Below are 24,830 nucleotides of genomic sequence, written 5' to 3' on the forward strand. Positions count from 1 at the left end.
AAAGTTTGTGAGTTAAAAGGCGAAATATACGTAATTACTCAAAAAAAAGTAACTTTGCAGCATGGTAAAAATAGGTAACATAGAACTTCCTGATTTTCCGCTATTGTTAGCGCCAATGGAAGATGTGAGTGATCCACCGTTTAGAGCTTTATGTAAAGAAAACGGTGCTGATGTAGTGTATACTGAATTTATTTCTTCGGAAGGATTAATTCGCGATGCAGCTAAAAGCGTAATGAAATTAGATATCTACGAAAAAGAACGCCCTGTTGGGATTCAAATTTTTGGTGCTAATCTAGACTCGATGTTGCGTTCTGTAGAAATTGTTGAAAAAACGAATCCGGATATTATTGATATTAATTTTGGCTGTCCTGTTAAGAAAGTAGTTTCTAAAGGTGCTGGGGCTGGAATTTTAAAAGATATTGATTTGATGGTTTCTCTTACTGAGGCCATGGTTAAACACACAAACTTACCTATTACCGTAAAAACTCGTTTAGGTTGGGATCATGATTCTATTAGAATAATTGAAGTTGCTGAACGTTTGCAAGATGTGGGATGTAAAGCTATCTCTATCCATGGACGTACACGTGCTCAAATGTATAAAGGTAATGCTGACTGGGCTCCCATTGCTGAAGTGAAAAATAATCCTAGAATGCATATTCCTGTATTTGGAAATGGTGATGTTGATTCTCCTGAAAAAGCTATGGAAATGCGTGACAAATATGGACTAGATGGCTGTATGATTGGCCGTGCTTCTATTGGATACCCTTGGTTTTTTAATGAAGTGAAACATTATTTTAAAACTGGTAAACATTTATCTAAACCAACCATTTCTGAACGTGTTGATATGGCACGACGTCATTTAGAAATGGCTATAGATTGGAAAGGTGAACATTTAGGTGTTGTAGAAACAAGAAGACACTACACAAACTATTTTAAGGGAATTCCACATTTTAAAGAACACAGAATGAAAATGGTTACTTCTGATGATCCTAAAGATGTTTTTGCTGCGTTTGACGAGGTACAAACTAAGTTTGGAAATGCAACAATTCCTGAAATAGGGTAGGTTAACGTTTTATCTCTCAATAAAGCTTTTTGAAATTCTAGAACTTGCAATTTTTGCTGCTAAATATCCTAAAGCTGAAATTGTAATAACTACTACTAGTAAGTTTAACCACTTAAATTCTACTGGGTAGGCTAAGTTTTGTGTAATCATTAACAACTCAAAGCGTTGTTGCATTAATACAAGAATTACACCTAGAACTATTCCTATCCCCATTCCCACGAGTGTTAATAAGAAGCCTTGTAATACAAATATCTTTTTTATGTCTTCTATACTACTTCCTAAGTTAAAGAGAGTTTTTAGATTTTGACGTTTATCAATAATCATCATGATAATTGACCCTATCACATTAAACAAAGCAATAGCTACAATTAACGTAAAAATTAAATATGAGATAAAGTTTTCAGTATTTATTACCTTATAATACAACGTATTTAACTGTGTACGTGTTTGTACCTTTAACTTATCCCCTAAAATGCTTTGTAAATTCTCTTGGAATGTATCGAGATTTACACCTTCTTTTAAGCGTAACTCAACTCCTGTTATTTGGCTATTATCGTAACCTAATAATTCTTGTGCAAGTGATACCTCAGTAAATACATATTTATTCTGAAATTCTTCTGATCCTGTATACACACCCACTATTTGTGTTGAAACCGATCGAAAAGCGTTATTTGCATTGATAAATCCTTTTCCTGGTTTTGGCACTAAAATTTGAAGTGCTTCACCAAAATTAAAAATCCCCAACGATAGTTTATAAGATATTCCGTATCCTACTACTGCTGTATTTTTATATTCTTCATCAATCCAAGTACCTACTGTTAGCAAAGAATCTGTCGTAATAATTTTTGAGTAATTTGAATCAACTCCTTTAATTTGGGCAATATGCTCTTTATCTTTATACTTTAAAAAAACACGTTCTTCTACTACTTTTGAAGCAGCCTCTATCTCTTCATTTTGTTGTAAAACATTATCTAATTTTTGTGAATATTGAAAAGATTTTCCTTTTGAAGCCGTAATTTTTATATCTGGATCTGATGCATTAAGTAATGAATCACTAAAAGTCTTTAACCCAGAAAAACCAGACAATACAACAAACAAAGCCAAGGTACCTACCACAACACCAAAAACAGCTATTGCTGTAATAATATTAATTGCATTGGTACTCGTTTTAGAAAACAAGTATCGTTTAGCTATGTATAAAGAAAAGTTCAAGCATTAATAAATTTAGCTAGCCAATGTAACAAAAATTATTAACGTTTTTGACGACGAGGCAAAACATCTGGATTTTTTATTGGGTCGACATCTTTTCCTTTTAAAGACTTATCAATCTCTTCAATATAATCCAAACTATCATCTCCAAAGAACAACAATTCTGGCATTCTTCGTAATTGATTTTTTGTTCGCTGTGCTAATTCATGACGAATTAAAGGTGTATTAGATTTTACTCCTTCAATAATTTCGTCTCTTTTTTCTGAAGGGAAAACACTTAAGTATACTTTTGCCACTCCCAAGTCGGCAGTAACCGAAACTTTAGAAACCGATATAATCACTCCCTTCATTCCATCTTGAGCAGCACGTTGTAAAACGTCTACTAAATCCTGCTGCAACACTCCTGCTATTTTTCGCTGTCTATTTGTTTCTTCCATGTTGCAAATTTAAGCATAAAATTACGGAGTGTAAATTTTATTTTTTATCGCATACATAACTAAGCCTACTCTATTTCTTACATTTAACTTTGTAAATAGACTGTCTCGATAACCATCTATCGTTTTTGGGCTTAAAAACATTTTTTCGGCTATTTCTTTATACGTTAATTCCGAGCATGCAAGTTTCATAAAAGTTATTTCATTGTCTTTAAATGCCAAGTTGTTTCTTGAATTTTTTCCTGAAACGGAATCTAACAATAATGTAGTAACATTTTTTGTGTGATAAAATCCGTTGTCCATCATTTCTAACAACGCTTTCTCTAGGATTTCTTTTTTGGTATCTTTTAGCAAGTACCCTACAGCACCAGCTTTTAACATTTTTAAAATAGTACCATCAGCATCTTCTACTGACAACGCCATAACATGAACTTGTGGGTAGTTATTCACTATCCACTCTGTAGTCTCAATACCGTTCATCACTGGCATATTTACATCTACTAAAACTAAATCTGGTATGTTTTTAGGCGATGCTAAAAACTTTTCTTCGACTTCTTTACCATTTTTGCAAGTGTAAAGCACTTTAAATTTATCAAAAGTGTTTACCATACCTTCGATAGCTTGTGATAATAACGTATGATCATCTACAACAACAACTGAGTATTTCATAATTTTGTGGGTTATATTGGTTATTAGTTGTTGGGGAAATACACTAAGGTTCTTTAAATATAGTAATTTATTATTAAACTTGTGCCTTTTTGAGACTCTGACATAAACTTAGTCTCTGCATTAATTAGTTTAGCTCTTGCTTTTATATTTTGTAGTCCTAAACCTTTTAATCTGGCTCTTTCCATGTCAAAACCTACCCCATTATCTTGAGCTTTTACCTCTATTGAATCTTCTTTATAACTTAAAAATACTTCCAGTTTAGATGCTTTAGAATGCTTAATAGTGTTGGAAAAAAACTCTTGTAGAATTCTAAAAATAATTATTCCATGTTTTTGATTTATCTCTTGTTCTTCTCCTGCAATTGTTAATTTAGCATCAATATAGTTTAGTCTATTAAATCGCTCAATTTCTAAGTTTAATGCTTCTTTTAATTTTATATTATTAATAAAATCTGGATTAATAATTTTTGATAACGCTCTTACTTCCGTTAAGCTTTTTGCTATAATTTCAGAAATTTCTTCCATACTTTCAGGAGAAGCATGTTGTAACTGTATTTTAGCTAAAGTTAGGAGTTGTCCTATATTATCGTGCAACTCCCAACTGATATTTCTTAAAGTCTCTTCTCTTATTTCTATTTGAGTCTCAGCAATTTCACGTTCGTAACGTTTTTTATTTGTAGCCCTCTCTTGTAACAACTTATTCTTACGACGTTGAAATACCGTAAACAATGTCACTAAAAAAACAATAATAATAACAATTACTATAGTGGTGACTATTAATATTCTTCCTTCTTGTTGCTCCATAGTAGCCCAAAAGATATAATGATATTCATTAAAATAATTAACGAATGTAAAATAGGAAACAAATCTTTATTTTTCATATAATTCCAAAAACTAAAAAAAGGAATGGCTGGTAAATGAAAAACAAGCAGCCCTACTGACACCCAAAAAGGTAATAACTTTTTATAATTTAAAATTTCATTTGACAATAACAACTCTCTTAAATATAGAAAAACCAAAACCCCTACATTAAAAGACCCTATTATTCCTGTATAGTGCAAATATTTTCTATCGAAAAAAGTCAAAACACTAAGAACAGTAAAAATAAAAAGGAGTATGTATGAAATCTTTAAATATTTTCTTTCTTTCAGTAAAACCCTATACAAAACAAAAATCCCAAAGTACTCAAAAATAGTATAAAAATGATAAACTCTAAAGTTCGGCTTTTCTATGCTACTCAAATACCATCCTAAAAACTCAATAAAAAAAGTCACCACTAAAAAAAGTGTTAGTATTTTAAAAAAAAGAGTTTTCTTCTTTCTCAACAGAAAACAACTTAACAAAGCTGTTAAAAACTGTGAGTATAAAAACAAAGGTACTTCGAACAATAGAGTCATCTTTAAAATTAATTTGCATAAGGAGGCTCTAAGCTTCCCCAATTACCAGCTCCACTCAATAATTCATCATCTTGAGGTGAAACAAACATAAAACCTGCTTTATTTTCTCTCACTGTTTTTATTCTATAGTTATAATCATCTCTCTTCCCTTTTTCAAACTCTTCTCTAGTATTATATATCCATTTATATCCATGCTTTGCCAGCATTTCTTTAAACGTTACTAATTTTCCTTGTTTTGCAGATTGCACAGGGTCAAAAGCTATTTGCTTTCCATCAATTGTAGTCGTAGGAATATAAATTAGACTGCTATAGCTTTTACCAGTATCCTTATGATTTTCTTTAGCTGTAGATATAAAACTGATTCCTGTTATTTTAATTTTTGCTTTTTTACTTAGGTTTTCTACGTGTCCCAAATACTTTTTAAATTGCACAAAGTCAAATGTGTTAGCGCGTGTATCTTCATACCCTAAAGCTTCTTCTAGTGGTGCAATTCTTGTTCTATCATAACTTGATAGCATTTGAATAACTTCCTTATAGTTTAGCATTTCTTTTGTTCTTCCTTCATCAGAGTAACAAAAAGTACCTTCTGGTACTTGAGACTGCCAATCGTCACAATCACATTTATTGCCATTGATCTTATCACATGAAATAGCAAAACTCATTACAAGAGTTAACAATAATAATTTAAGTTGGTTAGTGTTTTTCATAATAAAATTGATTTTTTGATTTTCTAAATATAACGGCTTATTTCTTAATAAAAAAAACGGAATTACTCAGAAACCCTTTAAAACCTGAGTTATCAAATGGTTACTTAATCTTCCACAACCCACAAACAGGAAAAACCCCTAAGCCATATAAATGTTTTAACTATTCGTTTTCCATGGCATATACTCTTGTTTTTTTCTTCTAAAAAAAGTTAAACATCTTCCATATATTATTAATACACAGAAGATGTTTACATAAAAACTCTCTATCTAAGAGAAACTATTAATATGGTGGTCTAAGCGTTCCATAATTTCCTGTTCCACTTTCTTCATCTCCTTTTTGCTCTCTTTTTAAGATATTCTGTTGGATTTCTTTGTTAACTTTATCTCTGTTGTCATAGTCTTCTTTACTATCGTACACCCAATTGTACCCATAGCTCCCAAGCATTTCCTTCATGGTTACTATTTTATTTTCAGTAGAGGCTTCAGGTGCAAAGGCTATATTTCTACCATTAATTTCAGTTGTAGGCATAAACATTGTTGTTTGATAGTTTGGAGTTCCATGACTCGTCGATTCTGGGTACGACGCCGAGACAATATTGATACCTGTTAATTTGATACCTTTCTCTTCAGATACTTTTTTCATATACGCTATATATGTTTCCAAAGTTTCAATAGTATAAAAGTTAATGCGAGTATCTTCATACCCCAATGCTTTTTCTAAAACAGGTTTTCTTGTTTTATCATAATGTTCTAACATAGCCACCATTTCTTTATACATAAGTAAATTTTGTGGTTTTGCAGTTTTTACTGTTTTTTCTGCTAATACGTCTTCTGTTTTATCTTGACTACAAGATACTAGGCATAAAATTGCACTCGCCATTAATGGCAATACATAATTTTTCATTTTTATAAATTTTTAAATTAAACTTTTGTGCTATTGATACTTTGACAAAAACCGGTGTACCTTCGGAAATACATAAAACAACCTGTAATACAAGATTGTAGAGAAGTGATTTTTATTAAATTTTTCATAGCATTTCAAATCTAATAATAATAACTATACAAAACAAAAACTTTTATTTCCTAAAATATATAGGAGAAAAATCTCTTTTAAAACCTAGGGCTATCACAACACTTTTACAGTTCTACTCCTCGAAACTCTACTCTAAATTTCATTCAACTTTGCCTTCAGTTATTTCGAAATACTAGGCGAACACCGAAAAGCCTAATTATAAACAGAGTAGGTACACAAAATAAAAAATATGCCAAATTTAGTTCCAGAATTAAACAGTTTAGACTTCAACGTATATGTTGGAGGTCCTTTACAGGCTGCAATACAAGCACAAACAGCAGCCTCTATGGCCACTGTAAATTTTATTAAAGAAGTAGGTTTTGAAAAAGACAATAACCCTGCTAATCCAGATTCATTACGTTATGTTGATTTTCAATATGAAAAATCAGTACCTAACCCTGATTATGATTCAAGTGAAGCCATTGGTCCTGAAAATCAAAAATTCTTAAAAAGTGAAATTGAAATCAAAGTACCATTTTTAACAATGCTTACCATTCCATCAATTCGTATTGATGAAGTAAACATTGATTTTAATGCGCGCTTGAGTTCTACTGAAACAAGAAACGTATCGTCTGAGTTTGCAGCTAGTGCAGAACTAGGAATCAATTACAAAATTGTAAACTTTAAAGCTTCTGCATCTTACAAAAGAAACACATCTCAAGGCGTTAAGGTTGATAAAACATATAATCTTGGGGTAAAAGTTCGTGCCGTAAACGACGAATTACCTGAAGGGTTAAGTAGAATTTTAAATATGCTAGAGGACAGTATTGCTGCTGTAGCTTAACATTGATAACGAGGTTGTACCGTACCAAACCGTACAACCTCTTTTTAAAAATTTTTATTATGGTAAATTTAAATGAATATTTAGGGGGAATCGCTACCAGCATTGCAGAAGCACGTTTAATGTCTGATTTAAAATCTTTAGAGATTGCTGAGAAGTTTTCACGTCATGAACTCTTGAAACATTTTTCTATCCCTCGTTTTAAAGCACAAAATATTGAACTCACCATTCCTGTAGCAATTGGAGAATTAGAAGAAGCTTATGAAGCCGATTACGAACCTATTGATAATGTTACTTTCAATTCACAAACCTATACAGTTTTAAAAGATGCTTCAAAAATTACTTCTTTTGACAGAAAAACGTCTACTATACTTCGTTCAGTAATAGCACAAAGAACAGATGAACTTGAAAAAAATATAAAAGCTACAGGAGAAATCGACCCTGTATTATCAAGGTTTTCACAACAATTATCTGAAGAGTTTATCTCTATTTATAATGAAAAAGTAAGTTATGATGTATTAGTTAAAAAACTTAATTCAGAATTAAGACCATCTATTAAAAGTAGGCAGATAACTCAAAAAAACACGAAAGTTATTGTAGAAGCTCATAAGCTAAACGAAATCAAACCTGAAAATATAGTTCAGATTAAAATGACTTTAAATGAAGAAGGTATGGAGTGGTATACTTCAGAGAATGAAGATGGTGTAAGAGAAACCAAACTATTACCAGAATAGTTATGAGAAAATCAATTACAAAAATAACCAATCAACTCAAAACTCAATTGAATGAAATACATGAATTAGCAAATCAAATTGAGAAAAAAAATACGCAAAGCACTAAAAATATTCGCGATTGGTTGTTAGCTACAGAAGAAGTATTAAAAGCACTTAACTTACCAGAATCATCAAAATTTGCAGTTAAAAGAGCCATGTTAAGTTCATTCATTCCAAATAGTAGAAATAAAAAAAAAGAGATTCTACAATTAGGAGCATCAACATTAACAGAAGCTCAACAAGACTTATGGGAAGTATACACTCCCTATGCTACCATTTTAGATAATTCAACAACCTTGATAGAGCAACTTTTAGCAGTAATTTACCAAACCAAGCAGTTTAAATACGATACAAATGAAGATTTTACGCAATTTCTAGAACAAGTTTGGAGGTTTTGCTGCAATCATGAACAACTTAAAGGAATTAGCTCACAAATACTTTCAATGATAAATCAATCAGACGTACTTATTATTATGGCTGAAAAAATAGCAATAGAAAGTTTATAGATAGTTCGCTATATTTTTTACTTTTACGTTATGAACAAAATTGAACATATTGGTATAGCCGTTAAAGATTTAGAAAAATCTAACTCATTATTTGCTTCTCTTTTTGGAGAAGCACATTATAAAATTGAAGAAGTTGTTAGCGAAGGTGTAAAAACTTCATTTTTTAAATCTGGCCCTAATAAAATTGAATTATTAGAAGCTACAAAGCCCGAGAGCCCTATAGCAAAGTTTATAGAAAAAAAAGGAGAAGGAATTCATCACATTGCTTTTGCAGTTGATAACATAAAAGAAGAAATTAAACGTTTACAAGGTGAAGGTTTTACTGTTTTGAATGAAACTCCTAAAAAAGGAGCCGATAATAAACTAGTAGCTTTTTTGCATCCTAAAACTACCAATGGTGTACTTATTGAGTTATGCCAAGAGATAGAAGAATAGGAACAGTTTAAAAATTAAATATTTGTATCTTGCAACGCCTTAAAATCAGTATTTACTAATGACAACCTCTTTTGATTCTTTTCAAAAACGCCGATTACAATCTTCATACATATCAGTAGTAGTAAGTATTGCTTTAGTACTTTTTATGATTGGTGTTTTAGGTTTAGTTCTTTTAAAATCAACAAAAGTTGCGAATCACTTTAAGGAAAAAGTAGTTATGACGCTTTTCTTAAAAGATGAAGTAGCTGATAAAAACATTAAAAGTCTTAAAGAATCAATTAAAAAAGAGACGTTTGTTAACAAGGTTGTTTATATTTCTAAAGAAGACGCTGCCAAAGAATATAAAAAAGATTTAGGTGAAGATTTTTTACAGTTTTTGGGAGATAATCCCTTAAAAAATGGAATTGACATTTATCTAAAAGCAGATTTTGTGACTCCTGAAAAAATGAGTGAACTTGAAAAGTCTTTTGATAAAAATAAATTTGTTGCCGAAGTAAGCTATGATAAACCATTAGTGCAATTACTTACCAAAAACATCCAACGTATTAGTTTTTGGTTATTGGTGTTAAGTGGTTTTTTCGGATTAGTTGCTATTATTTTAATAAATAGTTCCATCCGATTGTCAATTTATTCAAAACGATTCAACATAAAAACCATGCAAATGGTTGGTGCCACTAAGAGCTTTATTCGTAGACCTTTTATTTGGCAAAGCATTAAACTAGGGTTACTAGGCGCTTTTATAGCAATAAGTGGATTAGGTATTTTAATTTATTATGTAGATAAATACATCCCTACATTAGAACTACTTACAGACTATGTTGCTTTAGGTTATGTAGCTGGAGGAGTTATACTTGTTGCTTTTTTCATTACATGGATTAGCACTTTCTTTGCTACACAACGATTCTTAAATTTACAAACCAACGATTTGTACTACTAAAATATTTATGAAAAAAGACAATTCACCAAAACAAGAATTTCTATTCGGTAAACGAAACTATATTATTATGCTTATTGGTATTGCTGTAATTGCCTTAGGGTTTATTTTAATGGCAGGTGGCGGTAGTGATGATCCTAATGTATTCAATCCAGAAATATATAGTTGGCGTAGAATTCGTTTAGCTCCTACCTTAGTAATTATCGGATTAGGTATAGAAATTTATGCTATTTTTGCCAATCCTAAAAAATAAGCATGGATTTATTAGAAGCAATTATCCTTGGAATTATCCAAGGTCTTACTGAATTTTTACCCGTATCCTCTAGTGGTCATCTAGAACTAGCTAAAGCTTTATTTGGAGATACTTCTGTACCTCAAGAAAGCCTAACATTTACTGTGGTTTTACATGCTGCAACAGCATTAAGTACTATTGTAGTATTTAGAAAAGAAATTGCTGAGATTTTTAGAGGTTTATTTCAGTTTAAATGGAATGAGGAAATGCAATTTTCTGTAAAAATCATTCTTTCTATGATTCCTGCTGTAGTAATTGGGTTGACCTTTGAAAAAGAATTGGAAAGCTTTTTTGGAGGAAAAGTTTTATTAGTAGGTTTTATGCTTTTAGTAACTGCTGTGTTACTTTTATTGGCTGATAAAGCTAAGAACACTAACAAAAGTGTTTCTTTTAAAAGTTCAGTAATTATAGGAATCTCTCAAGCAATTGCCATGTTACCTGGAATTTCACGTTCAGGAGCTACTATTTCAACATCTGTATTATTAGGTGTAGACCGAACTAAAGCGGCTCGTTTTTCTTTTTTAATGGTTGTACCTTTAATTTTAGGAAAAGTTGCTAAAGATATTTTAAGTGGAGAAATTAATTTTCAGAGCTCGGAAATTGTTCCTTTATCTGCTGGATTTATTGCAGCTTTTATCTCGGGATTATTAGCGTGTACTTGGATGATAGCCCTAGTTAAAAAGAGTAAATTATCATATTTCTCGTTATACTGTGCTATTGTAGGTTTAATTGCCATTGGCTATTCTTTATTTTTCTAGATGACTGCAGAAGATTACAAAAACGGACAGGTTTTATTGATTGATAAACCTTTAGAATGGACTTCTTTTCAAGTAGTGAATAAGCTACGTTGGCATATCCGTAAACGTTTTGATATTAAAAAAATTAAAGTAGGACATGCTGGAACGCTTGACCCTTTGGCAACTGGTTTGTTAATTATTTGTACTGGTAAACAAACTAAAAACATCAACGAATATCAGGGACAAGTAAAAGAATATACAGGTACGTTTGTTGTGGGTGCTACAACACCAAGTTACGATTTAGAAACAGAAATCAACGAAACGTTTCCTATAAAACATATAACAGAAGAGTTACTGCATAAAACTACTGAACAGTTTATTGGAAAAATTCAGCAAAAACCACCTATTTTCTCTGCAATTAAAAAAGATGGAAAACGTTTATATGAATTAGCTCGCAAAGGTGAAACCACCGAAATTAAAGCTCGTGAAGTAGAAATTAACGAGTTTGAAATCACAAAAATTGATTTACCTAATGTTGAATTCAGAATCGTATGTAGTAAAGGAACTTATATTCGTTCTATAGCCAACGATTATGGAGAAGCATTAAACTCTGGAGCACATTTATCAGTTTTAAGAAGAACTAAAATTGGAGATTTTTCAGTTGATAATGCTCTCAGTGTTGATGAGTTTATCAACTCTTTAGAAATGGAATAATTTTTGCTCATCAAAGCAAAAATTATCTATTACTATGAAAAAAAAACTACTCCTATTAGTTATCCTATTAACAGCTCAATTCACTTTTACTCAAGAAAACTACAAAAAACCTTATTTTACAGGAAGTCTTAGCACAACATTCGCTATAAATGAAGATTATACATTAGATCCTGATGATGATGAATCTTTTTTAGAACCTGCTTCTCTTTTAATTCGCCTAGGTGCAGGATATCAACTTCACAGACGTTGGCAAATTGGTATAAATGCTGGTTTTGACCATCACTTTAGATTTGGTATCAACGCTATTCCTTTTTACGGTAACTTACGTTATAATATTGTTGAAAAAGACAACGACAATTTTTTTATTGAGTATAGCCAAGGAAAAATGTGGAGACCTTCTTCTAAATATGAAAATGGTAATTACTACGGATTAGGAGTTGGGGTACAAGTAACGGGAGCCAGTAGGTGGAATACTATTGTACGTTTAGACTATCACAGAAAAGCTATTCAAAACTTTGAGAACGGTCATTTAGATAGTGTGTCTATCGGTATTGGGTTTTCTTTCTTTTAGAAGAGAAAACTCACAATTTTAGTAGTTAAAAATTTATTTTAAAAATCGACTATACCAACTTTCCGTAATTGGTACTTCCCAATAGTTTTCTAATTCCACTTTGGTTTGTACTAAATTATCAAAAACTATTGTTTTTGCTGACACAGACTTCTTTTTAAGCAACTTTTTAAATTCTTTGACGTCTTTGTACTGAATAAATTCTCCTTGCTTAAAACACACGTTCATCTTATCTAACAACTCTACTTCATATTCTTGTTGTAGTTGTAAAATAAATGCTACTTGCTTATCAATATCTGCATTCGTTAATGTTGAACCTTCTTCCGCAGAAAAGATAATAAAACGATTGTATTTCAGTTCAAAAGAAGCTTTGAAATCAGCATCTTCAGACTTCCACCCATCTATAAAGCCTTGTAACTTTTCTTTTAGCCCGTCAATTTCTTGCGGGTAAAATTTTCGACTTGATGGATATACCCAAACTTTCGCCTCTTCTGATAAACTACTGAATTCTACAAACATATTTATTCCTTATGGACGCAAAGATACAGAAAACAATTCCCCTTTTTGATAAAAACAAAAAGGGGAATTTCTAGCTTTTTTATGCACTATATTACTGAAGCATTGACACTAAATCTTCTTGTGTATTTTCTCCTTTATTTTTGTTATACCAAACTTGTAAATCTGTTTTAAAGTCAGCATCCAAGCTACCATGTTTTTCTTTATAATCAACAACCATTTTAGTTGCTGTGGTAGGTCTTGGTCCCCATGTGTTGATTACTTCGTTCTCCTGATTTAAAGCAATTAACTTAGGTATTGATCTTCCTCCATTCGTTAAAAATTCATCCATCAACTCTAAATTTTCATCTCGTAAAACTAGTTTTAAATTGATGTTTGGATTCTCTTCTGCTATTTTATTAATTACAGGTAAGTTTTGTGCTGCATCACCACACCATCCTTCAGTTAATACTAACCAAGTTTGTGGTTCTTTTACATCTTTAATTTTAGCAAGTGTCTCTTTAGTAAGTTTTACTGTTTTATCTAAACGCTTCATACGTTTATCATTTAACTTACTATAGTTTAATAAATCATCTGATTGATTAGGTCCAGTAGATTTTCCTTGCGACAATAAATCACTTACTAAATCTCTATATTCATTATAAGACAGCGCCTTTTCTAAGCTATTTTGAATAATTTTTTTCATCGTAAATATATTGTTATTACAAAAGTATTTTATCTATAGTGAACCTTAGGTAACCTAAGTTACAATTCACTACAAAACTTGAATAACATAGACGAAAACACAGATACAACCTTACACTTCAGCTGACTCTTGAGCTTTTGCTTGTAAATTGGTAATAATATCTTTAGTCATAGAAGCTAAATCAAACTGATGTCTCCATCCCCAATCTTTTCTTGCTGCTGAATCATCAATTACTTGAGGCCAACTGTCTGCAATCGCTTGTCTAAAGTCTGGATTATATGTAATGGTAAACTCTGGAATGTATTTTTTAATTTCAGTAGCTATTTCAGCTGGTGTAAAACTAATTGCCGCTAAGTTGTATGAAGTTCTTGTTTTAATATTCTCTTCATCTGCTTGCATTAATTGAATAGTAGCATTGATAGCATCATCCATATACATCATTGGTAAACGTGTATTTTCTGATAAAAAGCACTCAAAAGTTCCTTTTTTCAATGCATCAAAGTAAATATCAACAGCATAATCAGTCGTTCCTCCACCTGGCAAAGTTTTCCAGCTTATAATTCCTGGATAACGAATGCTTCGTACATCTACCCCATATTTATCGTGGTAATAATTACACCAATGCTCTCCTGCTACTTTACTTATTCCATAAACTGTAGAAGGCTCCATAATTGTTTGCTGTGGTGTATTCATTTTTGGTGATGTTGGTCCAAAAGCAGCCATTGAACTAGGCCAATATATTTTTTGAATATGCTTTTCTCTAGCTAATTCCAATACTGCTAACAACGAAGTCATGTTTAAATCCCAACCTTTTAATGGATATTTTTCTGCAGTTGCAGATAACATTGCCGCCATTAAATACACTTGGGTTACTTTATATTTTTGAACAACACTTAAAATTTGCTCTTGGTTGGTAGCATCGATGATTTCAAAAGGTCCAGAACTCATCATCTCTGCATTTCCTTCTCTAATATCGGAAGCTATTACATTATCTGCTCCATAAATAGAACGCAATTTTTGGGTTAATTCTGTTCCTATTTGCCCGCAAGCTCCTAAAATTAATATCGTTTCACTCATTTTAAATTATTCAAAAATAGATGTTTGCAAAGTTATTAAATTTAAGATTTCGCAAAAAGTATTTATTCTTTTTTAACTATCTACAAAAGAGACTGCTAATCTACTGATTTCAAACTTCTAATTTAATTCTACAAAGAATGCCAAGTAAAATATGTACTTTTATCGCTTAATTATTTTATTAAAATGAGTCGTTTTTTATTTGTTATTGCTTCATTCTTTATTTTGGCTACTTCTTGTAAAAAAAAGGGAGAACAAAAAGAAGAATTACCTACTAAAACTGAAATGAATATTTCGGTTAAGCATACTGATTACTCTAAAATAAATGAAAAATATATTGATAAAATTAAACCTTGGAAAGAATATTTTATAGTTGAAGATTTTTTACAAGAGTTACAAAATACAACACCTACTGAGGCTTTAAACAATGCTTTGGAATTAAAAACACTTACCAAACAATTTAAGGATAGTTTAAATATAGAACCTCTTAAAACACCTGCTTTTAAAGCTCGTATTAATGTTTTTGAAAATGAAACTTTGCGTTTAGCGGATATGACTTTTATCCCATCGATTTCCGCGAATCAAGTTAACAGTCAGGTTGAAAAAATTATGATGCTTTTTAGTAGTGTTAACGATAAGATTAATACTGTTTACACTAAGAAAAAGTTTGATAGCGAAATAAACTTAGATAGTTTATTTAAGAATCAATAGTTTTTAAGGCTTCATATATTAAGCTACTTTCAAACCCTCTGTATAAAAGATAATCAGCAATCTTCTTTTTTCTTTTAAAGTGATTTGTTTCAGAGACTGACGCATTCTTTTTTTCTACCAAATTATATAAGGTTTTGATATACTCCTCTTCGTCGATTTCTTTCAAGGCTGATTTTATATTATAAGCAGAAATATCTCTAAATTTCAATTCTCTAACAATTCGGTCTTTTCCCCATTTTTTAATTCTGAATTTCCCTCTAGCAAAACTTTTTGCAAATCGTTCTTCATTTAAAAAATTATGTTCTAATAAGTGAAGTAAAATATGCTCTCTTGCTTCTGGAATTAAGTTATAATCTTTAAGTTTTTTCTCTACTTCTTTATGACATCGATCTTGGTAAACACAATACTGCTCAATCTTCCTTTTTATTTCTTCAACTGTAAAAACCGGTTTGTTCATAGCACGAAAATATAAATTCTATTTCCATTGATTCAAAAAAGAGATTACCTTTTCTTTATAACTAGCACCTATTGGAATTTCTATTGAGTTTATTTCAATATCGTTAATTGTAAAAGCAGATATTTTATTCGTATTGATAATATAAGATCTGTGAACTCTTAAAAAATTACTATTTAATTTTTCTTCAATATCGCTTATCTTATACTTAGTTACAACACGTTTATCATTAACTGTATGAACTTTTACATAATCTTTTAAGCTCTCTATAAATAATATATCTCCAATGAAGACTTTGTGGTACTTACTTCCTGATTTCAACAACAAAAACTCTTCTGTGTTTTCACTTTCTTTGGTTATAGACATATCACTCTCCTTTATTGACCTCAAAAAACGATCTACAGCCTTAAAAAAACGTTCGAAAGTTATTGGTTTTAACAAGTAGTCTAGCACTTCTAAATCATAACTTTCAAGAGCATAATCTCTATAGGCAGTTGTAAAAATTGTTTTTGGAGGGTTTTTAATTGTTTTTAAAAAGTCTATTCCTGTAATATTTGGCATTTTTATATCTAAAAACAATAAATCTACCTCTTGAGAACTTATAACTTCAAATGCTTTAAGTGCATTGTCACAACTCCCCACTATTTCAAGTGCTGGTATTTTTGAGATGTGATTCTCTATTAGTTCTCTTGCTAAAGGTTCGTCATCAACCACTAAACATTTTACTTTCATCAACTATTTAATTTGAATAAATTTTTAAACCTACCATAAATTTATTTTCCTCATTTTTTATTATCAAACTATATTGATTTTGATAGATTAAATCTAATTGTTTTCTAACATTTGACAACCCTATACTCTCTTTTTTGAGGACATAATCTTTGGAAACTGTATTAGATATTTTAAAGTTAAAACTATCACCTGAGCTTAAAAGTTCAATTTTAATTTCTGGCGACCCACTATCTTCTCCTGCGCCATGTTTAAAAGCATTTTCAACTAACGATAACAATATCAATGGAGGTATTTTGATATCTTTTTCTACATTATTTATCAAAGAAACTTTTAAACGTGAGTCGTACCTTAGTTTTTCTAACTCTATATAGTTTTCTATCAATTGAATTTCATTAGAAAGTAACACAAACTTAGTATTACATCTATACAAGACATAATCTAACATTTCCGATAGTTTCCCTATTGAAGTTGGTGTTTTAGGCGAATTACTCAAAGATAGACTATAAATATTATTCAGTGTATTGAATAAAAAATGTGGGTTTAATTGCGCTTTTAATGTTTTTAATTCTGCTTCTGTTTTTTCTTTTTCAAATACTAGTTCTTTTTCTTTAACTCTTTTATAATCCAGAAAATATTTTACAGAAAGGAAAACCAAAGTTGTTAAATACATATTTGGAATATAACCAAACAACAACTTTTTCCAATCAGTTAAAATCTCCAAAAGGGGCTCTTGTGTAAAAACTCCTTTTCTTATTAATGTTTCTCCTACATGCACAACCAAAACCCTGTTGAACGCTGCTAATAAATATGTTCCTATTAAAAACAAAACAACTGTAATTATATATTTTTTCTTCAATAAAAACTTCGGAATAACATAATAAGCTATGAAATAGGATATAATTATCTTGGGAATCATATGACACATAGACATTACAAAAGTTCCTAAAAAAGAAAACTCTTCTTGGTATATAAGTGAGTCTTTAGGAAAGTCTAAAACAAGAAACACACACCAAAATAGTACGTGTTGTAACACCCTACTCTCTGAAAAAAACTTAATAACTGCTTCTCTTGTAATCATAGTTTGTAAATATATAAATACCTTGAGTACTTATAACTCCAAATCGACAAACTTGGTCTTTTACCTCCTGAATAAAGCTTTTTTAAGCCTTAAATTGTTCATCTATTAAACAATCCTCTATACGTCGATTATTTGTAGTCTTTTATCTATTACAACAAACCCGCATGTCTTTTAAATTCATCTTTGCTGCATAATTCAAATATTAAGTAATAATGAAAAAGTCTTTATTTATTCTACTACTATTTATTTCTATTCAGTTATCTGCTCAAATAACGCTTACTGGTAAAGTTGTAGAAAGAAACACCAAACAACCTTTAGAGTTTGCTACTATTATTTTAACCAACCCTAATACAAATGAAATTGTAGCAGGAGAATCTACGAATAGCCAAGGAGAATTTTTAATGAATATTAAAAAAGGTCAGTATAATATTAAAGTGGAGTTTATTGGTTTTAAAAATCATTCAATGAACAATATTTCACTAACCAAAAACCAATCACTTCAAACTATCCTTCTTCAAGAAGACTTACAAGCCCTAGATGAAATAGAAATTACAGCCGAAAAATCTACCACGGAGTACAAACTAGATAAACGTGTTTTTAATGTTGGTAAAGATTTAGTTTCTAAAGGCGGTTCTGTGAATGATGTTTTAAACAATGTTCCTTCAGTAAGTGTAGATATTGAAGGAGGTATAAGCTTACGAGGCAATCCGAATGTTCGTATTTTAATTAACGGAAAACCTTCTGTTTTAACAGCAAACAACGGCTTAGAGTCAATTCCTTCCGAAAACATAGAAAAGGTTGAAGTAGTTACCAACCCTTCCGCTAAGTACGATGCTAGTGGAACTGCTGGAATCATCAATATTATCTTAAAGAAAAATAAAAGTGGTGGTTTTGGTAGCTCTTTACAGCTAACTACTGGAATTCCTGATAATCATAATATCAACTACAATATGAACTACAAAAAAGAGAAATTCAATTTATTTTCTAATATTGGATATCGTTATATATCTTTCGATGGAAATGGTTATTTGAACAGAACTAATCTCGATAATGGGGTAATAACCTCTTATTCTAACAGGGTAACTAATACTACTAGAAGCCGTAGTACTTTTAATCTTTATTTTGGAAGTGATTATTACATTAATGATAAAAACACCCTTACTCTAAGTTACTACCATAGAAACAATACAAGTAAAAACAATGTTGATTATACCTTTAACTTTTTAGACAACACACAACAAACAGATAGTATTCTCACTACACAAGAATCATATAAAGAACCTCAAAAAGCAAATCAAATTGAATTAAATTACGTAAAAACATTCGCTAAAAAAGGACAAAAATTTACAGCTAATTTTCAATATGATTTTTGGAATGATGACGAAAATGAATTAGTTAAAGAGCAACAACAATTCCCTACGACCTCTGCTATAAACACTTTACAAAGTAGAGATATAGAAAGCAGTAAAGACTTTTTATTTCAATCTGACTTTAAGCTACCTATCTCTGAAAAATCACATTTGGAAATGGGAATAAAAGGAGAAATTAGAAATATTGACAGTGATTATAAGGTTTGGGACAATACTGTTTTAATTGATAGCTTAAACAACTTGTTAAGGTATAACGAACGTATTTACGGAGCTTATATTCAATATGGAAACCAAAAAAACAAACTTCAATATTTATTAGGCTTACGTGCTGAACATGCAAATACTGGAAGCACGGACAGAAACAATCAATTTAAAACCGATAAAAAGTATACTGATTTATTTCCTACAGCCCATTTTACATACAGTTTTAATCAAGCTACCAATTTACAACTAAGCTATAGTAGAAGAATTAGACGTCCTAGTTTTTGGCATCTAAATCCTTTTGGTGGAATTTCTGACCGCAGAAACATACGTGTAGGTAATCCTGATTTAAACCCTATGTACACAAATTCTTTCGAATTAGGACTCTTAAAAAGATGGAGTAAATTCACCTTAAACCCATCTATATATTACCAACATACTACTAATGTTTTTGAAACTTTAGTTACAATAAATTCATTTGGTGCTTTGGTATCTAAACCTATTAACTCAGGAACTGAAAAAAGATTTGGTGCTGAATTAGCCATTCGATATTCTCCTTATAAATGGTGGAGATTATCAAGTGAATTCAACTATTATTCTTTCGATCAAAGAGGAATATATACTGTTGATAACAACACATGGTCTACTCGTTTAAACTCTAGAATGAAGTTTTCAAGATTAACTATTCAATCTAGCTTAAATTATCTTGGAGAAAGACAAAGCGGACAAATATTTACTGAAGCTCAGTATAGAGCTAATATAGGTGTAAGTAAAGACTTTTGGAATGACAAAGCTACACTTACTTTAAACATGAACAATATTTTTGATTCTAGAGTAAGTAAACAGTTAATTACTGGTGAAAACTACATCGCAACAAGGTATAACAAACCTGTTGGTAGATACTCTTCTGTAACTTTTACTTATCGATTTAACAGAACAAAAAAGGACAGAGATCGATTGCCTGATTAGCTTTTTGTTTTACACAATTAAAAAAGGGTTAAAAGTAAATTACTTTTAACCCTTTTTACAGTTAACAAAAAATCAATTATAAAACGCTACGTAACCACATTTTAAACTTAGTGATTAAGTAGAATAATATCGGTACTACAATTAATGTCAAGAAAGTTGCTATGAATAATCCGTAAATAACAGTCCATGCTAATGGACCCCAGAAAATTACATTATCCCCTCCAACATATATATGTGGATTCAACTCACTAGCTAAGGTAAAGAAATTAATATTTAAACCTGTTGCTAATGGAATTAACCCTAAAATGGTTGTGATTGCCGTTAATAATACTGGACGTAAACGTGCTTTTCCTCCTCTAATAATAGCTTCTCCTAAAGTATGTACATCTACAAACTCATCAGAAGACAATCCTTGTTCTACTTTTTTACGATCTATAAGTAACTGGGTATAATCGAGTAGTACTACTCCATTATTTACCACAATACCCGCTAAGGAAATAATTCCCATCATGGTCATCATAATTACGAATGGTTTTGCCGTAATAATTAATCCTCCAAATACACCTATTAAACTTAAAAAGATTGCTAGCATTATTATTGCTGGCTTAGAGACAGAATTAAACTGGAAAATTAAAATCAAGAAAATTAATCCTAAACCTCCAAAAAATGCTTTCATTAAGAACGCCATCTGTTTGTTTTGCTCTTCAATTTGTCCTGTATAGTCAACTTTTACCGAATCTGGTTTTTCAGTAAACGTCTTCATTTCATTTTGAATTTTTGAAACAATCGCTGCAGCATCTGTATACCCTGGTGCTAAAGCAGAATATACTGTCACCACTCTCTTTACATCTTTATGCTTAATTGCACTAAATCCTGAGGTATTTGTTTGTTTTGCTACTGCCGATACAGGAATTTCTTTGATCGTTCCTGAAGACATATCTCTAAAAGTAATTTTCTGGTTAAAAATTGCACTTTTATTATACCTGTTTTCTTTATTAAAACGAACATAAATATCGTAATCATCACCATCTTCTTTATAAATACCTGCTTTAGAACCAAAAATAGCATTACGCAATTGGTTTCCTACTTGCGATGAACTTACTCCTAATTCTCCTGCTTTTTTACGATCAACATTTACTAACATTGATGGTTTAGATTTATTTACATCAATCTTTAATTCATCAATACCCGCAATACTTTTTGAGTTAATGAAATCTCTCATCTTTTCTGCAGTGTTGATTAATTCTGCATAATCATTTCCTTCAAGTTCAATATTAATAGGGTATCCTGCTGGTGGACCTACTGCTTCTTTTTCTACTGAAATTTCTAATCCAGGGTAAATCCCTCTTAATGCTTCAGTAACTTTTCTTTGTAACTCTTTACTATCAGCCCCTCTACGGTATTTGTATTCACGCATTGAAGCAGTTATTTTTCCTTTATGAGGCATTTCTGCAGTTGAACCTCCATCTGTTTGCGGATTTCCAGAACCAGCTCCTACTTGTGAAACAGCACTTTCTACTAAGAAATTATAACCGTTATCAACATATTCTGGCGAGTTTAATACTTTATACACACGTTCTTCCAAATCTTTCATTATCAGATTTGTCTTTTCAATATCAGTTCCTTGTGGATATTCGATATAAACAATAATCTGATTTGGTGTATTGTCTGGGAAAAACTCAACTTTTGTACGTTGACTTCCTATTGAGGCTCCAAAACCTCCAAAAGCAATAAATAATAAAACAAACGTACCTAAAGAGATAACATACGGCCTCCAGCCTCTTAGAGCCGCTCTTAACATTCTTTCATAAAAACGTTCCCATCGTGGTAATACTGTATTTTGAAAACGATTTGCCCACGGACGTAATGCCAATCGATATACCCACAACATGATAGCTGTAAAAATCATCACAGTACCTAAAGCTCCATATGTTCCGCCTAAAAGAGCTATTAACAATCCTATCACTGCCATTACTGACGATAAGATAATAATACGTCTTAATGGCATATTTTTATCTTCAACACTCATAAACTGTGACACTAACACTGAGTTAAAAAATATTGCCACAAATAATGATGAACCTAATACTACAGATAATGTTACAGGGAAATAAATCATAAACTGCCCCATAGTTCCAGGCCACATTCCTAACGGAATAAATGCTGCTACTGTAGTTGCTGTTGAGATAATAATTGGAAATGCAATTTCTCCAATTCCCTTTTTAGCAGCTTCAATTCTAGGCATACCTTCATCCATTAAACGGTATACGTTTTCAACAACCACAATACCATTATCTACCAACATTCCCAGTCCCATAATTAATCCAAAAAGAATCATGGTATTCATGGTATATCCTAGCCAACTCAATATCATTAGTGACATGAACATTGACATTGGTATCGCAAATCCAACAAATAAGGCATTTTTAAAACCTAAGAAGAACATTAGTACTAATACTACTAAAATTACCCCAAAGATGATGTTATTTACCAAATCATCTACCTGACCAATAGTTTTTGAAGATTGATCGTTAGCTATGGTTACTTTTAAATTACTTGGAAATATATTGGCTTTGGTATCTTCTACAATTTTCTGAATTTTTTCAGCAGCCTCTACCATGTTTTTCCCTGAACGTTTTTTTACATCCAGCATTACTACAGCTTCTCCAAACTCACGAGCATACGTAGTTTTATCTTTATCTTTAAAAGAAACTTTTGCAATATCTTTAAGGTAAATTGAATTCCCTTTTTCTGATTTTACTACAAAATCTTGTAATTCTTGTGGATCTTCAATTTCTCCTAAAATTCTAACAGTACGTCGTTGTCCACTAGCAATTAAATTACCTGCAGACATTGTTAAGTTTCCTCCGTTAATTGCATTAATTACATCTTGGAAACTTACTTGCGCTGCCATCATTTTGTAAATATCAACTGCTACCTCAACTTCTTTTTCTTCAGCACCACGGATATCTACTTTTTTTATTTCTTGTAAATCTTCAATTTCGTCCTCCAAATACTCACCAAATTCTTTTAATTTATCTACTGGGTAATCTCCCGAGATATTGATATTTAGAATTGGCATTTCTTCAGAAATACTTAGCTCAAAAACATTTGGTTCTACTTTAGCTCCGTTAAACGTAGGCCAATCTTCTCCAGACGTTTCTTGATCTATTTCATCTTTTACTTTTTGTTTAGCTTGATCTACTGATATGTTTTCATCAAACTCAACAACCACCATTGAGTAGTCTTCTTGAGATGTAGAGGTTATTTCTACTACATTACTTACCGTTTTAAGTCTATCTTCTAACGGATCGGTAATTAACTTCTCTATGTCTTCAGCTGTATTTCCTGGATACAGAGAACTTATATAAATTTTGGTTTCTCTAATTTCTGGGAAATTTTCTCTTGGCATACTTAAAAAGGCAGAAATACCTGTTATAAGTATCATAACCATCATTACGTAGATAGTTGTTTTATTATTTATTGCCCAAGAGGATAAACCAAACTCTTTATCTACTTGTTTTTTTTGTTTTTCAGTCATTAGACGGATAGTTTTTGGTGTGTTATTTTGCTTCTTCTGAAAGAGTTAATACCTTAACCTCTTGTCCGTTTTTTACACTACGAGCTCCTTCTTCAATAATTTTTGTTCCGTTTTCAATTCCGCTTAAAACTTCAATAATATCTCCTTGCGTTTTCCCTGTAGTTATAATTATTTGTTTAGCGGTTCCTACCTGATCTTTTATGTTTTCTACCACATACACATATTGTTCTCCATTAGCATTCTCTGAAATAATACTTTGAGGAATTAAAATTGCTTTTTCATTAGAGTAATCATTGATTTTTAACTTAGCTGTTAAATTCGGCTTAATCTTTCCTTCATGGTTAGGAACTCCAACCTCAACTTTAAATGTTCTGTTTGCTGGGTTTATAAAGTTGCCTGCTTGACGAATTTTAGAAGTTAACTTTTCTCCTAATACAGGGAACTCTACCTCAACATTTTTCCCTTTTTTAATTGACGTGATATAACTTTCAGGTACATCTGTTTCGATATACATGTTTTTTAAGTTTACAATTCTGAAAACTTCAGAACCCATTCCTGGTGCTACTACTGTTCCTTGCTCTTTTATTACGTCATCAATTACTCCTGAAAAAGGTGCTGTAATTACCGATTTTGCTAACTGTCTTCTTAATTGACTAACCGCGTTGGTTTGTGCTTCATAGTTAGTTTTAGCTTGTAAAAACTGAATTTCTGATCCTATTTTTTGTTCCCACAAACGTTTCTGACGTTTATATGTTGTTTCTGCTAGTGCTGCTTGCGCTTCTATTTGAGCTAACTGATTAGCCAAACCTCCATCATCAATTTTCGCCAAGGTTTGTCCCTTTTTAACATACTGCCCTTCTTTTACGTAAATACGTGTTAAAAGCCCTGGCATTTCAGGATAGATAAGTACATTCTGCTTTGTTTGTACTGCTCCTTGTAATTCTAAATAGTGATCAAAAACCTCTTCCTTAGCAGAAAGCACTGTAATTAATGGAACTTTTTTATTGGTATCTAACTCAGAAATTTTATCGTTTAAAACCTTAATTTCATCAGATAGTGTTTGCATTTGTGTGTCTAACGATGCTTTTTTCTCTCTAATTTTCGCTAAATCGTTAGATGCTATTACGTCTTGTACAGACTGCTCTTTTTTACCTCCACATGAGGCTAAAAGCAATGTAATTGCGAATAGTGAATATATTTTTCTCATTA

General features: G+C 31.2%; 27 protein-coding genes. 12 read left to right on the forward strand and 15 right to left on the reverse strand.

The window, feature by feature from the left end; genetic code table 11:
* Positions 1-61 precede the first annotated feature (61 nt).
* Positions 62-1,063: a tRNA dihydrouridine synthase DusB gene (gene dusB / locus VBY68_RS07415; RefSeq protein ID WP_099215721.1), complete on the forward strand. Its 1,002-nt coding sequence runs from the start codon at positions 62-64 to the stop codon at positions 1,061-1,063.
* Positions 1,064-1,072: 9 nt separating this feature from the next.
* On the opposite strand, the gene VBY68_RS07420 is transcribed toward dusB, so the two are convergent.
* From VBY68_RS07420 to VBY68_RS07450, 7 genes are all read right to left on the reverse strand, one after another.
* On the reverse strand, positions 1,073-2,275 hold the full coding sequence (locus tag VBY68_RS07420) for an ABC transporter permease (RefSeq protein ID WP_415269355.1): 1,203 nt from the start codon (positions 2,273-2,275) through the stop codon (positions 1,073-1,075).
* A 38-nt stretch (positions 2,276-2,313) separates the two neighbouring features.
* The gene (gene rbfA, locus VBY68_RS07425) at positions 2,314-2,709 is read right to left on the reverse strand and encodes a 30S ribosome-binding factor RbfA (RefSeq protein ID WP_121146264.1); all 396 of its coding nucleotides are present in this window, start codon (positions 2,707-2,709) and stop codon (positions 2,314-2,316) included.
* A 21-nt stretch (positions 2,710-2,730) separates the two neighbouring features.
* A complete protein-coding gene (locus VBY68_RS07430) occupies positions 2,731-3,378 on the reverse strand; it encodes a response regulator transcription factor (RefSeq protein WP_099215718.1) in 648 nt (215 codons plus the stop codon).
* A gap of 50 nt (positions 3,379-3,428) precedes the next feature.
* Positions 3,429-4,178: a sensor histidine kinase gene (locus tag VBY68_RS07435; protein ID WP_415269356.1), complete on the reverse strand. Its 750-nt coding sequence runs from the start codon at positions 4,176-4,178 to the stop codon at positions 3,429-3,431.
* Positions 4,151-4,363 (reverse strand): hypothetical protein, encoded by a 213-nt coding sequence (locus VBY68_RS07440; RefSeq protein ID WP_415269357.1) that lies wholly within the window; start codon positions 4,361-4,363, stop codon positions 4,151-4,153. The genes VBY68_RS07435 and VBY68_RS07440 overlap by 28 nt, the downstream gene beginning before the upstream one ends.
* 416 nt (positions 4,364-4,779) lie before the next feature.
* Entirely contained in the window at positions 4,780-5,478 is a 699-nt protein-coding gene (locus VBY68_RS07445) for a hypothetical protein (protein ID WP_415269358.1), read from the reverse strand.
* Positions 5,479-5,758: 280 nt separating this feature from the next.
* Positions 5,759-6,382 carry a hypothetical protein gene (locus VBY68_RS07450; protein WP_415269359.1) on the reverse strand — a complete coding sequence of 208 codons (624 nt, stop codon included), beginning with the start codon at positions 6,380-6,382 and terminating at the stop codon, positions 5,759-5,761.
* 358 nt (positions 6,383-6,740) lie between these two features.
* On the opposite strand from VBY68_RS07450, the gene VBY68_RS07455 reads away from it, so the two are divergent.
* From VBY68_RS07455 to VBY68_RS07495, 9 genes are read left to right on the forward strand one after another with little or no spacing between them, the layout of a single operon-like run.
* Entirely contained in the window at positions 6,741-7,334 is a 594-nt protein-coding gene (locus VBY68_RS07455; protein WP_415269360.1) for a DUF2589 domain-containing protein, read from the forward strand.
* A 59-nt stretch (positions 7,335-7,393) separates the two neighbouring features.
* Complete coding sequence (locus VBY68_RS07460) at positions 7,394-8,065, forward strand: hypothetical protein (RefSeq protein ID WP_415269361.1); 672 nt, start codon at positions 7,394-7,396, stop codon at positions 8,063-8,065.
* A gap of 2 nt (positions 8,066-8,067) precedes the next feature.
* A complete protein-coding gene (locus VBY68_RS07465) occupies positions 8,068-8,610 on the forward strand; it encodes a hypothetical protein (RefSeq protein ID WP_121146269.1) in 543 nt (180 codons plus the stop codon).
* 30 nt (positions 8,611-8,640) lie between these two features.
* Positions 8,641-9,045: a methylmalonyl-CoA epimerase gene (gene mce / locus VBY68_RS07470; protein WP_415269362.1), complete on the forward strand. Its 405-nt coding sequence runs from the start codon at positions 8,641-8,643 to the stop codon at positions 9,043-9,045.
* Between the two features lie 58 nt (positions 9,046-9,103).
* Complete coding sequence (locus tag VBY68_RS07475) at positions 9,104-9,982, forward strand: cell division protein FtsX (protein WP_099215710.1); 879 nt, start codon at positions 9,104-9,106, stop codon at positions 9,980-9,982.
* Between the two features lie 7 nt (positions 9,983-9,989).
* Positions 9,990-10,232, forward strand: a complete 243-nt coding sequence (locus tag VBY68_RS07480) for a DUF3098 domain-containing protein (RefSeq protein ID WP_047789969.1) — start codon at positions 9,990-9,992, stop codon at positions 10,230-10,232.
* Between the two features lie 2 nt (positions 10,233-10,234).
* Positions 10,235-11,029, forward strand: a complete 795-nt coding sequence (locus tag VBY68_RS07485; RefSeq protein ID WP_415269363.1) for an undecaprenyl-diphosphate phosphatase — start codon at positions 10,235-10,237, stop codon at positions 11,027-11,029.
* Positions 11,030-11,722 carry a tRNA pseudouridine(55) synthase TruB gene (truB, locus tag VBY68_RS07490; protein ID WP_415269364.1) on the forward strand — a complete coding sequence of 231 codons (693 nt, stop codon included), beginning with the start codon at positions 11,030-11,032 and terminating at the stop codon, positions 11,720-11,722.
* Positions 11,723-11,756: 34 nt separating this feature from the next.
* Positions 11,757-12,293, forward strand: coding sequence for an outer membrane beta-barrel protein (locus tag VBY68_RS07495; RefSeq protein WP_099215707.1), 537 nt, complete (start codon positions 11,757-11,759; stop codon positions 12,291-12,293).
* A 33-nt stretch (positions 12,294-12,326) separates the two neighbouring features.
* Here VBY68_RS07495 and VBY68_RS07500 read toward each other — a convergent pair whose 3' ends face one another.
* The 3 genes from VBY68_RS07500 to VBY68_RS07510 form a co-directional block, all read right to left on the reverse strand.
* A complete protein-coding gene (locus tag VBY68_RS07500; protein WP_273694391.1) occupies positions 12,327-12,809 on the reverse strand; it encodes an ABC transporter ATPase in 483 nt (160 codons plus the stop codon).
* A gap of 91 nt (positions 12,810-12,900) precedes the next feature.
* Entirely contained in the window at positions 12,901-13,491 is a 591-nt protein-coding gene (locus VBY68_RS07505; protein ID WP_124589571.1) for a thioredoxin family protein, read from the reverse strand.
* Positions 13,492-13,602: 111 nt separating this feature from the next.
* Positions 13,603-14,568, reverse strand: a complete 966-nt coding sequence (locus VBY68_RS07510) for an NAD-dependent epimerase/dehydratase family protein (RefSeq protein ID WP_099215704.1) — start codon at positions 14,566-14,568, stop codon at positions 13,603-13,605.
* A 183-nt stretch (positions 14,569-14,751) separates the two neighbouring features.
* Between VBY68_RS07510 and VBY68_RS07515 the strand changes: the two genes are divergently transcribed.
* Positions 14,752-15,276 (forward strand): hypothetical protein, encoded by a 525-nt coding sequence (locus tag VBY68_RS07515; RefSeq protein ID WP_415269365.1) that lies wholly within the window; start codon positions 14,752-14,754, stop codon positions 15,274-15,276.
* Here VBY68_RS07515 and VBY68_RS07520 read toward each other — a convergent pair.
* The 3 genes from VBY68_RS07520 to VBY68_RS07530 are packed head-to-tail and all read right to left on the reverse strand — an operon-like array spanning position 15,263 to position 17,540.
* On the reverse strand, positions 15,263-15,733 hold the full coding sequence (locus VBY68_RS07520) for a regulatory protein RecX (protein ID WP_099215702.1): 471 nt from the start codon (positions 15,731-15,733) through the stop codon (positions 15,263-15,265). The genes VBY68_RS07515 and VBY68_RS07520 overlap by 14 nt on opposite strands.
* 18 nt (positions 15,734-15,751) lie before the next feature.
* Positions 15,752-16,462 (reverse strand): LytR/AlgR family response regulator transcription factor, encoded by a 711-nt coding sequence (locus VBY68_RS07525; RefSeq protein WP_415269372.1) that lies wholly within the window; start codon positions 16,460-16,462, stop codon positions 15,752-15,754.
* A 7-nt stretch (positions 16,463-16,469) separates the two neighbouring features.
* Positions 16,470-17,540 carry a sensor histidine kinase gene (locus VBY68_RS07530; RefSeq protein ID WP_415269366.1) on the reverse strand — a complete coding sequence of 357 codons (1,071 nt, stop codon included), beginning with the start codon at positions 17,538-17,540 and terminating at the stop codon, positions 16,470-16,472.
* A gap of 212 nt (positions 17,541-17,752) precedes the next feature.
* On the opposite strand from VBY68_RS07530, the gene VBY68_RS07535 reads away from it, so the two are divergent.
* Entirely contained in the window at positions 17,753-20,080 is a 2,328-nt protein-coding gene (locus tag VBY68_RS07535) for a TonB-dependent receptor (RefSeq protein WP_415269367.1), read from the forward strand.
* A gap of 76 nt (positions 20,081-20,156) precedes the next feature.
* Here the strand turns inward: VBY68_RS07535 and VBY68_RS07540 are convergent, their stop codons facing one another.
* Positions 20,157-23,621, reverse strand: a complete 3,465-nt coding sequence (locus VBY68_RS07540) for an efflux RND transporter permease subunit (protein ID WP_415269368.1) — start codon at positions 23,619-23,621, stop codon at positions 20,157-20,159.
* Between the two features lie 22 nt (positions 23,622-23,643).
* Positions 23,644-24,828, reverse strand: a complete 1,185-nt coding sequence (locus VBY68_RS07545) for an efflux RND transporter periplasmic adaptor subunit (RefSeq protein WP_273694397.1) — start codon at positions 24,826-24,828, stop codon at positions 23,644-23,646.
* Positions 24,829-24,830: the final 2 nt, after the last annotated feature.

This window comes from Tenacibaculum ascidiaceicola (assembly GCF_047470925.1).
Taxonomy (GTDB): Bacteria; Bacteroidota; Bacteroidia; order Flavobacteriales; family Flavobacteriaceae; genus Polaribacter; species Polaribacter discolor.